At 35.3% G+C, this 14,007-nt stretch carries 14 protein-coding genes; 13 read left to right on the plus strand and 1 reads right to left on the minus strand.

All coding sequences use genetic code 11. The annotated features are described in order from the left end of the window. Positions 1–6: 6 nt before the first annotated feature. From fahA to argH, 13 genes are all read left to right on the plus strand, one after another. On the plus strand, positions 7–1,290 hold the full coding sequence (gene fahA, locus EKM01_RS09660) for a fumarylacetoacetase (protein ID WP_126462821.1): 1,284 nt from the start codon (positions 7–9) through the stop codon (positions 1,288–1,290). A 116-nt stretch (positions 1,291–1,406) separates the two neighbouring features. Continuing rightward, the gene (locus EKM01_RS14985) at positions 1,407–1,811 is read left to right on the plus strand and encodes a hypothetical protein (protein WP_370274297.1); all 405 of its coding nucleotides are present in this window, start codon (positions 1,407–1,409) and stop codon (positions 1,809–1,811) included. 125 nt (positions 1,812–1,936) lie between these two features. After that, complete coding sequence (locus tag EKM01_RS14990) at positions 1,937–2,125, plus strand: hypothetical protein (RefSeq protein ID WP_143392182.1); 189 nt, start codon at positions 1,937–1,939, stop codon at positions 2,123–2,125. A 472-nt stretch (positions 2,126–2,597) separates the two neighbouring features. After that, on the plus strand, positions 2,598–3,215 hold the full coding sequence (locus EKM01_RS09670; RefSeq protein WP_126462824.1) for a GNAT family N-acetyltransferase: 618 nt from the start codon (positions 2,598–2,600) through the stop codon (positions 3,213–3,215). A gap of 131 nt (positions 3,216–3,346) precedes the next feature. Then, positions 3,347–4,540, plus strand: coding sequence for an argininosuccinate synthase (locus EKM01_RS09675; protein ID WP_126768131.1), 1,194 nt, complete (start codon positions 3,347–3,349; stop codon positions 4,538–4,540). Positions 4,541–4,763: 223 nt separating this feature from the next. Next, positions 4,764–5,741, plus strand: coding sequence for an N-acetyl-gamma-glutamyl-phosphate reductase (gene argC / locus EKM01_RS09680; RefSeq protein WP_126768133.1), 978 nt, complete (start codon positions 4,764–4,766; stop codon positions 5,739–5,741). A 118-nt stretch (positions 5,742–5,859) separates the two neighbouring features. Next, positions 5,860–6,996, plus strand: a complete 1,137-nt coding sequence (locus EKM01_RS09685) for an aspartate aminotransferase family protein (protein WP_126562361.1) — start codon at positions 5,860–5,862, stop codon at positions 6,994–6,996. Positions 6,997–7,081: 85 nt separating this feature from the next. Continuing rightward, the gene (locus EKM01_RS09690; protein ID WP_126562363.1) at positions 7,082–8,278 is read left to right on the plus strand and encodes a glutamate-5-semialdehyde dehydrogenase; all 1,197 of its coding nucleotides are present in this window, start codon (positions 7,082–7,084) and stop codon (positions 8,276–8,278) included. Between the two features lie 45 nt (positions 8,279–8,323). Continuing rightward, entirely contained in the window at positions 8,324–9,085 is a 762-nt protein-coding gene (gene proB / locus EKM01_RS09695; RefSeq protein ID WP_126564238.1) for a glutamate 5-kinase, read from the plus strand. Positions 9,086–9,180: 95 nt separating this feature from the next. After that, the gene (locus EKM01_RS09700; RefSeq protein WP_126564237.1) at positions 9,181–10,128 is read left to right on the plus strand and encodes an N-acetylornithine carbamoyltransferase; all 948 of its coding nucleotides are present in this window, start codon (positions 9,181–9,183) and stop codon (positions 10,126–10,128) included. 25 nt (positions 10,129–10,153) lie between these two features. Further along, positions 10,154–10,957 carry an acetylglutamate kinase gene (argB, locus tag EKM01_RS09705; RefSeq protein ID WP_126562370.1) on the plus strand — a complete coding sequence of 268 codons (804 nt, stop codon included), beginning with the start codon at positions 10,154–10,156 and terminating at the stop codon, positions 10,955–10,957. Positions 10,958–11,044: 87 nt separating this feature from the next. After that, positions 11,045–12,112, plus strand: coding sequence for a M20 family metallo-hydrolase (locus EKM01_RS09710; protein ID WP_126562372.1), 1,068 nt, complete (start codon positions 11,045–11,047; stop codon positions 12,110–12,112). 67 nt (positions 12,113–12,179) lie between these two features. Continuing rightward, on the plus strand, positions 12,180–13,460 hold the full coding sequence (gene argH / locus EKM01_RS09715; protein ID WP_126768136.1) for an argininosuccinate lyase: 1,281 nt from the start codon (positions 12,180–12,182) through the stop codon (positions 13,458–13,460). Between the two features lie 104 nt (positions 13,461–13,564). Here argH and ytxJ read toward each other — a convergent pair whose 3' ends face one another. After that, entirely contained in the window at positions 13,565–13,954 is a 390-nt protein-coding gene (gene ytxJ, locus EKM01_RS09720; RefSeq protein ID WP_126768139.1) for a bacillithiol system redox-active protein YtxJ, read from the minus strand. Between the last annotated feature and the right edge of the window lie 53 nt (positions 13,955–14,007).

The following is a 14,007-nucleotide window of genomic DNA, read 5'->3' on the forward strand; positions in this document are numbered from 1 at the left end:
CAAAATATGCCGATAACAGCTAACGATACCAATAGAAAGTCCTGGCTAGAAGTACCATTCAATAGTGATTTTCCCATTCAAAATATTCCTTTTGGTGTTTTTTTAACCAAAGAAAACATCGTAACAGTTGGAACTAGAATTGGAGATTTCGCAATCGATTTGGGTGCTTTACAACAATTAAATTATTTTGAAGGTATAGAACTGACCGATGATATGTTCATGCAGGACACTTTAAATGATTTTATTTCAGACGGCCAAAAAACCTGGCGTTTGGTTCGAAACCGAATTGCTGAAATTTTTGACGAAAAAAATCTGAAATTACAAGATAATACCAAAGACAGAGATATAATCATCTTTGAAATGGAAGATATAGAAATGCAGTTACCCGTATTAATTGGCGATTATACGGATTTTTATTCAAGCAAGGAACACGCTACAAATGTAGGAAAAATGTTTCGCGATCCTGAAAACGCATTATTGCCCAACTGGCTTCACATTCCTGTAGGATATCATGGGCGAAGTTCTACCATTATTCCTTCCGGAATTCCTGTACACAGACCTATGGGACAAACCTTACCTAATGGTGAAACCACACCTGTTTTTGGGCCTTCCCGTTCTGTTGATTTTGAACTGGAAACCGCTTTTATCACTACGGATGTCAATATCATGGGAGAAAATATTGCAGTATCCGAAGCCGAAGATTATATTTTCGGAATGGTTTTATTGAATGACTGGAGTGCTCGCGATATTCAAAAATGGGAATACGTGCCGCTAGGCCCCTTCTTAGCAAAAAACTTTGCCACTTCTATTTCACCCTGGATTGTTACTATGGATGCTTTGGAACCCTTTAGAACAAGAGGACCCAAACAAGAACCGACGCCACTTCCCTATTTGCAACAAAAAGGAAAACATTCTTTTGACATTAATTTAGAAGTAGCCATACAACCTGAAAAATCAGAAGCAACTGTGATTTCACGTTCGAATTTCAAATATATGTATTGGACCATGAGCCAGCAATTAGCACACCATACCTCTAATGGTTGCCGTGTAAATTCTGGCGATATGATGGGCTCTGGCACCATTTCAGGCCCTACACCGGACAGTTACGGTTCCATGTTAGAATTATCATGGGGCGGGAAAAATCCTATAAAACTAAAGGATGGAACTGAACGTAAATTCATCAATGATAATGATACTGTTATTATGAAAGGATATTGTCTAAACGGACAAGTACGCATTGGCTTTGGTGAAGTTTCCAGCAAACTGCTCCCTCCTTTTGTTCGCAAATAAAAAATAAAATACTCCTTCAAAAACCTAACAATTGTACTCTTTTTGTTGGGTTTTTTTATGGCCTTTTTTAAGCATTAAACTAAAAACAACAAAAAAAATCCACTTAAAATAAACTATTGGAACAACACCATTATTTAATACTAAACCACCGGGAAAAAATCACCTTTTTATTCTCCTTTTTTGTACTACTCTCCTCATGTGGCGTAAAGCAAACCCAAAACTTGTTAAGCTCCGGAAATTACGATCAGACAATTGATAATGCGATTTCGAATTTGAATATCAATAAAGACAAAAAAAGCAAGCAGGAATATGTTTATTTGCTGGATGAGGCTAAATTTAAAGGTTCTGATTATCTTTCGGTTTTCACTAAAAACGAAACGAACATGATTATTCCGGTTCGTCTTCAAAATGATTTGTTGGACTTCTGCACATTGGGATTAAACGATAAATGGACTGTTTACCTCAGCAACAAACAAAAAGGAATTGGGTATGATTATGGAATGGCAATCCATTTTAGATAAATTTATATTTCGCCAGAGCAAATTAAAGAAAGATAATTTGTAAAAGAACGCATCATCAAAGACAGTGTCAAAAAACTGATTGATACTAATGGGAAAGAAGTTTTAGACGAAAAAGGAAAGTTGTTATGGTGGATAACCTCAAAACTATAAATGCCACTTACAAAGGAGACCGACTCGCCACTGATGATAATTATTCTTATTTTGACAGAAGTCCAATTCCTTTTCCTAGTAGCGAACAAATGGTTTATGACACTGGAGAAGATTTAAAATCTAAAATTAAAGAAATTATCAACCAAAACAAGTTTAGAAACTGATGTTTTAAAGACTTTACTATTCGATAAACGCCTTGATACTTATGCCTGTAAATGCGTTTTTCTTGGATTAAAAAAAAACAACAATCCATTAAAATTTTGTTACAAAAGACAAAATTAGCGCTGTGTTATCAAAATATGTGTACTTTTGTACTAATGAATAAATTAAGTTTACATATTATTTCTTTGTTACGGACAAACAGTCGTTCTACTTCTCCCGAAGTACGGATACTATCACTATAGTACCCAAAAGCTGTTTCGTATCTTTATTCATTTTATTTTTTTGTTTTGAAATTACCGCTATTTTTCACTGGATCAATCTATCCACAAATTAAAACTAAGGCATCATTAGTGCACTTTAATTCATTTTATTGTACTGCCCTGACCCGTTTTGAAAAAACAATAGATTTTAGAAAAAATGCATTTCAAAAAAGACCCCTAAATCATTTTATAACTCAAAAATCCAGCTTTTGACATGAACATTTCTATCATAACAACTCAGGAAGAACATTATAAATATTCACAGGAAATATGCGAAACCATAGAATTATCCGCACTATTGAGAGGTACGGGAATTGCTAAAAGAACTCCTGAATACATCCAGAAAAAAATGGAAAACAAAGACGCCATTATCGCATTAGACAACGGGAAATTTGCCGGTTTTTGCTATATCGAAAGTTGGCAACACGGAAAATTTGTAGCACATTCCGGGTTGATTGTACATCCGGATTACAGAAATCTAGGCTTAGCAAAAAAAATTAAATCATTTGTTTTTGACTATTCGTTAAAAAAATATCCAGAGGCTAAAGTTTTTGGAATCACCACTGGTTTAGCGGTAATGAAAATCAATTCCGATTTGGGGTATAAACCTGTTCCTTTTTCAGAATTGACGAGCGATCAAAGTTTTTGGAAAGGATGTCAAACCTGTACCAATTATGAAATTCTAAAAAGTAAAGACAACAAAATGTGTTTATGCACCGGAATGCTTTATGACCCAAAAGAAAAGCCTAAAGATCCGCCTAAGCACCCCTTTAATGTCAAAATATCAAACCGATTAAAATCAATTAAAGAAGCGCTTTTCTTAAAAAAATAACCCCCTCCCCAGCCCTCCCCGAAGGGGAGGGAGCCAAAGAGAAAAATAAAATAATCATAACAAAAAATTCCCCTTTGCCAGTTTCGGCTCCCTCTCCTTCGGAGGGGTTGGGGGAAGAAAAAACAATAATTATGAAAAAAGTTGTATTAGCTTATAGCGGAGGATTAGATACCTCATATTGCCTAAAATATTTAAAAAACGAAAAAGGATATGAAGTTCATACCGTTCTTATAAATACAGGCGGATTTGATGATGCTGAACTAGCCGCTATTGAAGAAAGAGCCTACGAATTAGGAAGTGCGCAACATGCAAATCTTACCATTGTAGATAAATATTATGACAAAGCCATTAAATATTTGATTTATGGAAATGTATTAAAAAATAATACCTATCCATTATCAGTAAGTGCCGAACGTGTTTTTCAAGCTATCGAAGCGATTAAATATGCAAAATCTGTTGGTGCCGAAGCAATTGCCCACGGAAGTACTGGTGCAGGAAATGATCAAATTCGTTTTGATTTAATTTTCCAAACCATCGCTCCCGAAATTGAAATCATAACTCCTATTAGAGATTTAAAATTATCAAGACAGGAAGAAGTGGATTATTTATCTAAAAATGGAGTTCATTATTCTTGGGAAAAAGCACAATATTCCATCAATAAAGGATTGTGGGGAACAAGCGTAGGCGGTAAAGAAACATTGACGTCAAATCAAACTTTACCAAGTGAAGCGTACCCTTCTCAATTGCAAAAAACTGGAGAAGAAAAAGTGACTCTACAATTTGAAAAAGGACAATTAGTAGGCATCAACGGAACATTGGATACCCCAACAAAAAACATCGTTACCTTAGAAAAACTAGCAAACGCTTACGCTATAGGTAGAGACACGCACGTGGGCGATACCATTATCGGAATTAAAGGAAGAGTTGGTTTTGAAGCCGCTGCACCTTTAATCATCATCAAAGCACACCATTTATTAGAGAAACATACGCTGGGTAAATGGCAACAATACTGGAAAGAACAATTAGGAAACTGGTACGGAATGTTGTTTCATGAAGGACAATTCTTGGACCCTGTGATGAGAAACATCGAGGCTTTCCTTGAAGACACTCAAACGACTGTAAACGGGACCGTTATCGTTTCTCTAAAACCATATCACTTTACATTGGACGGAATTGAATCTAAAAATGACTTAATGAATACCACTTTTGGTCAATACGGTGAAATGAACAACGCTTGGACATCTGACGATGCCAAAGGATTTATCAAAATTCTGGGGAATGCCCAAAACATATTTTCATCTGTAAATAAACTGACCCATGATTAATTGAAATTCTGAATTAATCAACAAATATAAAATTTAACCACATAGAAACATAGAAAAAAGAACTTATACAGACCAATTCTTGGTTACACAAAGCTATATTTTACTCCAATAAGTGAAACGCTATATAAAATTAATAAAATCTATGTATCTATGTGGTTAAAAAATAATACAAATCGAATTACTCCAATAAGGATTAATTCTAGTACGTTTAAAAAATAAGATTATGATTAATATTGGAATAATTGGCGGTTCAGGTTATACTGCGGGTGAACTCATCAGAATATTGATGTTTCATCCCAATGCTACACTTGATTTTGTTTACAGCACGACAAACGCCGGAAAACCACTTCATGTCGCGCATCACGATTTGATGGGTGATATCGAAATGAACTTTACCGATACTGTAAATCCAAATGTGAATGTAGTTTTCTTGTGTTTAGGTCATGGTAAATCAAAATCGTTTTTAGAGAACAATCAATTTGCGAGTCATACCAAAATCATCGATTTAGGAAATGATTTCAGATTAACAAAAGACAAAGAATTTAACGGAAAAACTTTCGTTTACGGTTTGCCCGAATTAAACAAAGCGAATATAAAAAATGCCCAATTTATCGCTAATCCAGGTTGTTTTGCAACAGCAATTCAATTAGCGTTATTACCATTGGCTAAAAACGAAATGCTTACGACTGATGTTCATATCAATGCCACAACCGGAAGTACAGGAGCTGGAGTTTCACCTTCGGAAACGACGCATTTTAGTTGGAGATCGAACAATATGTCACATTATAAAGCTTTTGAACACCAACATTTGGGCGAAATAAATCAAAGTGTCAACCAATTGCAGGCGGACTATAAAAACGAATTGATTTTTGTACCCAACAGAGGGGATTTTGCCAGAGGAATTTTCGCTACATTATACACAACAATTGAAGAAAATCTGGAAGATGTAGTTGCAAAATATGAGGCTTTTTACAAATACCAACCTTTTGTAACGGTTACCACCACTGGAATCAATATGAAACAAGTAGTTCAAACGAATAAATGTATTATTAGTTTAATGAAAAAAGGAAACCGGCTATTGATTACTTCAGTAATTGATAATTTAACAAAAGGAGCTTCAGGACAAGCCATTCAAAACATGAATCTACTGTTTGGACTGGATGAAACCACAGGATTACATTTGAAACCAAGCGGATTTTAATCCCCTCCCCAACCCTCCCCGAAGGGGAGGGAGCCAATATGCAAAAAAATAAAATAATCAAATTCTATCTCGTCACCCTCCCCTTCGGGGAGGGCCGGGGTGGGGAAAAATATTTATTATGAACTTATTTGACGTTTACCCATTATACAATATCACACCTGTTAAAGCACTAGATTGTACTATTACAGATGAAAAAGGTGTGGAATATTTAGATTTATATGGCGGTCATGGTGTAATTTCCATTGGACACACCCAACCGGATTATGTTTCCAAATTAAAAAATCAATTGAATAATATTGGTTTTTATTCCAATGCGATTCAGAATCCATTGCAAATAGAATTAGCAGAGAAATTAGGGAAACTTTCAGGATTGGAAGACTACACTTTATTCTTGTGCAGTTCTGGAGCTGAAGCCAATGAAAACGCCTTGAAATTAGCCTCTTTTCACAACAATAAATCTCGTGTGATTGCTTTTGATAATTCCTTTCACGGAAGAACTTCGGCGGCAGTTGCGGTAACAGATAACAAAAAAATTATTGCTCCAATCAATGCACAACAAATCGTTACTTTTTTGCCACTGAATAACATTGAGTTGGTAGAAAACGAACTAAAAAAAGGAGATGTTTCTTCTGTTATAATTGAAGGAATTCAAGGAGTTGGCGGTTTAGACCAAGGCACAACCGAATTTTTCCAAGCTTTAGAAAAAACATGTGCAGCTTATGATGCTGTTTTAATTTTGGACGAAGTGCAATCAGGATACGGAAGAAGCGGAAAGTTTTTTGCACACCAACATCATGATATCAAAGCAGATATTATTTGTCTGGCCAAAGGAATGGGTAACGGATTTCCTATTGGCGGAATCTTGATTTCTCCAAAATTCACAGCGAGTTATGGATTATTGGGAACTACTTTCGGTGGAAACCATTTGGCTTGTGCCGCTGGAATTGCTGTTTTGGATGTGATTGAAAACCAAAAATTAATGGATAACGTAAATGACGTTTACGCCTATTTTTTAGAAGCTATCAAACAAGTTCCTGAAGTTATCCAAGTAAAAGGAAGGGGATTAATGCTAGGAGTAGAATTTGATTTTGACGTAAGTGCACTTCGTAAAAAAATGATTATGGACAAGCATATTTTTACCGGAAATGCGAACAATAAAAACTTATTAAGAATCCTTCCTCCATTGACAATCAAGAAAGAAGCAATTGATACTTTTATTGTAGCTTTACAAGAAACATTGGCAGAATTGAAATGATTTTTTAAACATATAAGTCATCTAACCTCTTAAACTTTTGTGCCTTATATGTTTATATTTTTTTAAAATAGTAAACCAAAAACTAATGAACCACGTATTAGCAATAGAAAAACGAAATGCCGTTTTAAGCCATATGGCTAAACTTCTTGAACTAGAAAGAGCCAACCTTAAAACGGTGAATCAACAGGATATCAATAATTATTCTGGGGATGATTTGGCTATGGAAAAACGTTTACTCGTTGATGACGCCAAAATTGACGGTATGATTTTGTCCCTGCAACAATTAGCAAGTCAGGAAGATCCTATTGGCGTAGAACGTTTTAATTTCGACCATGAAAACGGAATGAAAATCATTAATAAAACAGCGGCTTTTGGAACCATAATGATTATTTATGAATCCAGACCCGATGTTACTGTTGAAGCTGGCGGAATCGCTTTTAAATCCGGAAATAAAATTCTATTGAAAGGCGGAAAAGAATCTTTGAAATCCAACTTGAAAATTGTGGAATTGTGGCATCAGGCTTTAATAACAAACAATGTATCAAAGGAATGGGTGGAATACTTGAATTACAATCGGGAAGACACGCAGGCATTTTTAGAAAAACCCACACAAAAAGTGGACTTAATCGTTCCTCGTGGTGGCGAAAACTTAATCGCTTTTGTAAAAAAACACGCTACTTGTCCCGTAATAATTAGTGGTCGAGGTAATAATTTTGTGTATGTAAATAAAGAAGCCGATTTAAAAAAAGCGCTAGACATTATTATTAACGGAAAAACCTCTAACATATCTGTTTGCAATGCTTTAGATAAAGTTTTAATTGATACTAATCTTGAAAACTGGGAAGCTTTTGCAAAAAAAATAACTACCGAATTACAACAAAGAAACGTTACGATTTTGGGAGATGAAAGCATTTCCAGAGCAACAGCTGTTCCTCAGATTGAATCGGATTTAATTTGGTACGAAGAGTTTTTGGATTATAAAATTGTTATTGGAACAACCAATTCGGATCAGGAAGCGATTGACAAAATAAATAAATATTGTGGTGGACATTCCGCTTCGATAATCACAAAAAATGATGCAATTGCCCAGAAATTCATGGAAAATGTAGATACGGCAGCCGTATATCAAAACGCCTCTACCCGATTCACGGATGGAGGACAGTTTGGTTTAGGTGGCGAATTGGCGATAAGCACGGACAAATTACACCAACGTGGGCCAATCGGCTTGCAACATCTAGTTACTAATAAGTGGTATATTTACGGAAATGGACAAATCAGGTAAAAATTAGTAGAGACAAGTTGCGACTTGTCTAAACAAAAAATAAAAATGGCCAAAAAAAGAATTTTATTAAAGTTAGGAAGCAATACATTAACCAAAGAAACCAATCACATTTCGAGAGGAAAGATTGAAGATATTGGAATGCAAATAGCGGTTTTACAAGACGAGTACGAGTTTATCATTGTGAGTTCGGGCGCGATTGCTGCGGCCAAACAATTTGTAAAACTGGACAACCACGACAAAGATGTTTTTGTAAAACAAGCACTAGCTTCGATTGGTCAGCCACATTTAATGCGGATTTATCATGAAAATTTCCGTGATTTAGGATTGCTGATTTCGCAATGTTTACTTTCTTATTCTGATTTTGAAAAAGAACAATCTAAAGTAAATATCGTAAACACCATCAATGTGTTAGTCAAAAATAATTACATCCCAATTATCAATGAAAATGATACCGTAGCAACGGATGAGATCCAGTTTGGTGATAATGATAAATTAGCTGCTCTAACAGCCGTTTTATTAAATGTTGACCTTCTGATTATCGCCACCAATACGAATGGGATTTATACCAAAGCATCCATCCATGATGCCGTTCCTGAAACCATTTCTTTGGTAACTGATTTAAAAGTATTGGAAAAAGAAATCGGCGATTCAAAATCCTCACATGGAACTGGCGGAATGCAGTCTAAAATTGAAGCATCGGCAATCGCCAAAGCCGCTACTATCGAAACCTGGATTGTAAATGGCTTGGAAGACAATTTTATTTTAAAAGCTTTAAAAAACGAAATACCATTTACTAAAATTGTATAAATGTTGATGCGGTTAATCGTTAATTCGGTTAATTGATTAAACACACGAGCAAAGCGAACTGACGAAGTAAATAACCGATTAAACAAATTAAGATAATGAACTACATATCCATACAAAACATAGATTCGCTCGACGAATGGGTGAAACAAGCATTAAAAATCAAGAAAAAACCACTTAAAAATAAAAAACTGGGTAAGAACAAAACCTTAGGAATGTTGTTTTTTAATTCCAGTTTAAGAACACGTTTGAGTACACAAAAAGCAGCTTTGAATTTGGGAATGAACGTCATGGTAATGAATTTCACCAGCGAAGGTTGGACATTAGAATTTGAAGATGGAGCCATCATGAACTCCGGTGCTTCGGAACATATTAAAGAAGCGGCTGCAGTAGTTTCTCAATATTGCGATATTATTGCCATCAGGGCTTTTGCCGGATTGGTAGACAAAGAAAAAGACAATGCCGAAACCGTTCTTATGGGTTTCTTAAAATACGCCACGGTACCGGTTGTCAATATGGAAAGTGCTACAGGACATCCATTACAATCACTAGCCGATGCAATTACAATGGCTGAACACAAAACGGAACACCGTCCAAAAGTAGTTTTGACTTGGGCACCACATCCTAAAGCTTTACCTCAAGCGGTACCCAATTCCTTTGTGGAAATGATGCAATTACAAGAGGCTGATTTTGTAATTACGCATCCTGAAGGCTACGAATTGAATCCTGAAATCACGAAAGACTCCAAGATTGAATACGACCAAGACAAAGCTTTCGAAAACGCCGATTTTATCTATGCCAAAAACTGGAGCAATTATAACGAGTATGGTCAGATTACAAATTCCGACCCAAACTGGACCGTAACTGCCGATAAAATGAAGCTGACCAATAATGCTAAATTCATGCACTGTTTGCCAGTAAGACGTAACGTAATTGTAACAGATGAAGTGATTGACAGTGAAAATTCAATTGTTATCGAACAAGCCAATAATAGAACCTATGCCGCGCAATTAGTGTTGCAGAAGATTTTAGAAAGTGGAAAATAGAGAAAAGATTTTTAAAATATTAAAAATGAGTCCAAAACCCAAAACCCAGAACCTAAAATCCCTTTCAATCATAAAAATTGGTGGAAACATCATTGATAACCCAACGGAATTGTCACAATTTTTATCCGATTTTTCTAAGATTGAAGGCTACAAAATACTCGTTCATGGTGGTGGAAAATCAGCTACCAAAATGGCTGAAAGTATTGGTTTAATTCCACAAATGATTGATGGAAGACGCATCACCGATGCCGCTATGCTTGATGTAGTTGTGATGATTTATGCAGGTCAAATCAACAAAAATATTGTTACCCAATTACAATCAAAATCAACTAATGCGATGGGGTTCTCTGGTGCTGATGGAGATTTAATTCTATCGGATAAAAGAAACCATCCTACAATCAATTATGGTTTTGTGGGCGATGTAAAAAAAGTGAATACGGAATTGTTAGAAACATTACTTTCAACTGGAATAGTTCCTGTATTTTGCGCAATAACACACGATGGAAAAGGACAATTATTAAACACGAATGCCGATACCATTGCTAGCGAATTGGCAATTGCTTTATCAGAATTTTTTGATGTAACTTTAAATTATTGTTTCGAAAAACCCGGCGTTTTACATGATGCCGAAGATGATTCTTCCGTAATCGAGAACATCAATCAAGAGTTGTATTCTAAATTAAAAGTCGAAGGCACCATACATTCTGGCATGATCCCTAAATTAGACAACTGTTTCAACAGTTTATCCAAGGGAGTTCAAAAAATAAAAATTGGTCATCACCGAATGTTGAAAGATTCAAAGGCAATTTGCACACGCATCAAATTATAAAAAAAGTTGAACACAAATTTCACAGATTTGCACAAAATTTTTTATTTCAATTAAAAAAAAATCTGTAAATCCGTGGCTAAAATAAGTATGAAAAATATAGAAATCCTTACACAAGAAGCCATTTCGCTATTAAAAGCACTGATTGAAACGCCTTCATTTTCAAGTGAAGAAGACCAAACTGCACTTTTAATCGAAAATTGGTTTACACAAAATAGTATTCCTTTCGAAAGAGAGAATAACAATATTTGGGCTTTCAATAAACATTTTGATACCACCAAACCTACGCTATTACTCAATTCGCACCACGATACTGTAAAACCAAACCAAGGTTATACTAATGATCCATTTGAAGCTATCGTAAAAGACGGCAAATTATTTGGACTGGGAAGCAATGATGCGGGAGGTTGTCTGGTTTCACTTTTAGCCACTTTTGTACATTTTTATTCGAATGAGAATCTGCCTTACAATATTGTGATGGTAGCTTCAGCCGAAGAAGAAAGCAGCGGGAAAAATGGATTAAACAGCGTATTGAAACATTTACCGGAATTGGAATGTGCCATTGTTGGAGAACCTACTTTAATGCAATTGGCCGTAGCCGAAAAAGGATTATTGGTACTCGATGTCATCGTAAAAGGCACTGCAAGTCACGCCGCACACAACAATCCTGATAATCCTATTTACAATGCGATACCCGTTATCGAATGGTTTAACAGCTATCAATTCGAAAAAATATCGGAGGTTTTAGGTCCTGTAAAAATGACCGTAACACAAGTCACTGCAGGTAAACAACACAACGTAGTTCCCGCCGAATGTCATTTGGTTGTCGATATCAGAGTGAATGATCGTTATAATAATCAAGAAATATTAGATATTGTAAAAAAACATTTGACTGCCGAAGTCAATCCACGTTCGATGCATTTAAATGCGTCATCAATTCCTGTTGCACACGAATTAGTACAAGCAGGAATAACATTGGGAAGAACCACGTATGGATCGCCTACCCTTTCGGATCAATCGGTTTTGAGTTGTCAATCCTTGAAATTAGGACCTGGTGAAACCCTGCGGTCACACTCGGCAGACGAATTTATATTTATAAACGAAATAGAAGAAGGAATTCAATTGTATATCAAAATACTAACTGATTTTTTTAAATAATAATAATAATAATAATAATCTGTAGGGACAAGTCGCGACTTGTCCCTACGAAAAAAAAATAAAAATCATGAAACTTTGGGAAAAAGGAATACCAACAGATAAACAAATAGAACATTTCACCGTTGGTAACGACAGAGAACTGGATTTAGTGCTGGCAAAATACGATGCTTTAGGTTCTATAGCACATGCAAAAATGCTGGGACAAATTGGTCTTCTAACAGATTCCGAAACCGTTTCTCTGGTTTTGGCTTTGGAAGAAATTATAAGAGACGTTGAAAACGGTAAATTCGAAATCGAAGACAGTTTCGAGGACGTACATTCTAAAATCGAGTATCTATTAACGGTAAAATTAGGCGATGCCGGAAAAAAAATTCATACTGCTCGTTCTCGTAACGACCAAGTTTTGGTAGACGTTAATTTGTATCTAAAAGACGTGGTTAAAGAACTAAAGCAACAAGTAAAAAGTCTTTTTGATTTGCTAATGGAGTCGGCCGAAAAACATCAAAATATTTTATTGCCAGGATATACTCACCTTCAAATTGCGATGCCTTCTTCTTTTGGAATGTGGTTTTCTGCTTACGCCGAAACCTTAATTGATGATGTAACGATGCTGAATGCCGCTTTGAAAATTGTAGACCAAAATCCATTAGGTTCGGCCGCAGGTTACGGAAGTTCGTTTCCTATCGATAGAACATTTACGACTAAAGAATTAGGGTTTGAAACCTTAAAATTCAATTCTGTAGCGGCACAAATGAGCCGTGGAAAATCAGAAAAAACGGTTGCTTTTGCCATGAGTAGTGTAGCAGCTACTCTAGCTAAATTTTCTATGGATGTTTGTTTGTATATGAGTCAGAATTTTGATTTCATCACTTTGCCTGCCCATCTTACAACAGGCTCGAGTATCATGCCGCATAAGAAAAATCCGGATGTTTTTGAATTGATTCGTGGAAAATGCAACAAGATTCAAGCATTGCCATACGAAATTACTTTAATTACCAACAACCTTCCTAGTGGTTATCACAGAGATTTACAATTATTGAAAGAAGGTTTATTTCCAGCAATTCAAAACCTGAAAGCATGTTTAGATATCGCTATTTTTGCGATTAAAGACATTAAAGTGAAAGAACACATTTTAGACGATAAAAAATACGATTATTTGTTTACGGTAGATTCCTTAAACGAAATGGTTGTTGCAGGAATGCCTTTTAGAGATGCGTATAAAGCCGTTGCTGAGCAATTAGAAAATGGTACTTTCCAATCTCCAAAAGAAACCAAACATACACACGAAGGAAGTATTAATAATTTGTGTTTAGATCAAATTAAGAAAAAAATGGACGATTCCTACTAATTATTTTTACCGGTTTGTCTAAAAAATAAAACCGCAAATTCGCTAATTTAATACAGTGATTAATTAGCGAATTTGCGGTAAACTATTTAAAACAATCCTATTTACTATACTTTTCTTCCTAACTCCTCCGCATCAATATCACTGTGCGAAACATTATAAATGGCTTTTCCGTCTTTTATTAAAATCAATTGTGGAGATTGATGGGTCACGCCAAAACGATTCGCAATTTCATTAGAAATATCACGATGCGTTATTAAATCTAAAAAATAAGGCGTAACTTTATCTGAACTATTGAACTCATTTTCAAACTGTTTTAGCGCCATTCTACTTATACTGCATCGAGTACTGTGTTTAAAAATGGCTACCGGTTTTTCATTTGAAATAGCGATAATTTCATCCAGTTGTACCAAATCAGTTAATTCATTCCAGTTGATTTTGTTTTCTTTAAAATCCTTGTCGTCTGAACTACTAAAAATATTTTTGAAAAAACTCATAATTGTCTTTTTTTAAGACATTTTGACTTTAAAGTATGATACCAATCATAAAT

The sequence above is a fragment of the Flavobacterium sp. RSP46 genome, from assembly GCF_003984825.1.
In the GTDB taxonomy this organism is placed as follows: domain Bacteria; phylum Bacteroidota; class Bacteroidia; order Flavobacteriales; family Flavobacteriaceae; genus Flavobacterium.

What these genes read in the sequence shown, in the direction of transcription:
- ytxJ (WP_126768139.1), bottom strand. Translation starts at nt 13,954, where the DNA reads ATGAGTTTTTTCAAAAATATTTTTAGTAGTTCAGACGACAAGGATTTT.
- EKM01_RS09690 (WP_126562363.1), top strand. Translation starts at nt 7,082, where the DNA reads ATGAACCACGTATTAGCAATAGAAAAACGAAATGCCGTTTTAAGCCAT.
- EKM01_RS09670 (WP_126462824.1), top strand. Translation starts at nt 2,598, where the DNA reads ATGAACATTTCTATCATAACAACTCAGGAAGAACATTATAAATATTCA.
- fahA (WP_126462821.1), top strand. Translation starts at nt 7, where the DNA reads ATGCCGATAACAGCTAACGATACCAATAGAAAGTCCTGGCTAGAAGTA.
- proB (WP_126564238.1), top strand. Translation starts at nt 8,324, where the DNA reads ATGGCCAAAAAAAGAATTTTATTAAAGTTAGGAAGCAATACATTAACC.
- EKM01_RS14990 (WP_143392182.1), top strand. Translation starts at nt 1,937, where the DNA reads ATGGTGGATAACCTCAAAACTATAAATGCCACTTACAAAGGAGACCGA.
- argH (WP_126768136.1), top strand. Translation starts at nt 12,180, where the DNA reads ATGAAACTTTGGGAAAAAGGAATACCAACAGATAAACAAATAGAACAT.
- EKM01_RS09675 (WP_126768131.1), top strand. Translation starts at nt 3,347, where the DNA reads ATGAAAAAAGTTGTATTAGCTTATAGCGGAGGATTAGATACCTCATAT.
- EKM01_RS09685 (WP_126562361.1), top strand. Translation starts at nt 5,860, where the DNA reads ATGAACTTATTTGACGTTTACCCATTATACAATATCACACCTGTTAAA.
- argB (WP_126562370.1), top strand. Translation starts at nt 10,154, where the DNA reads ATGAGTCCAAAACCCAAAACCCAGAACCTAAAATCCCTTTCAATCATA.
- argC (WP_126768133.1), top strand. Translation starts at nt 4,764, where the DNA reads ATGATTAATATTGGAATAATTGGCGGTTCAGGTTATACTGCGGGTGAA.
- EKM01_RS09700 (WP_126564237.1), top strand. Translation starts at nt 9,181, where the DNA reads ATGAACTACATATCCATACAAAACATAGATTCGCTCGACGAATGGGTG.
- EKM01_RS09710 (WP_126562372.1), top strand. Translation starts at nt 11,045, where the DNA reads ATGAAAAATATAGAAATCCTTACACAAGAAGCCATTTCGCTATTAAAA.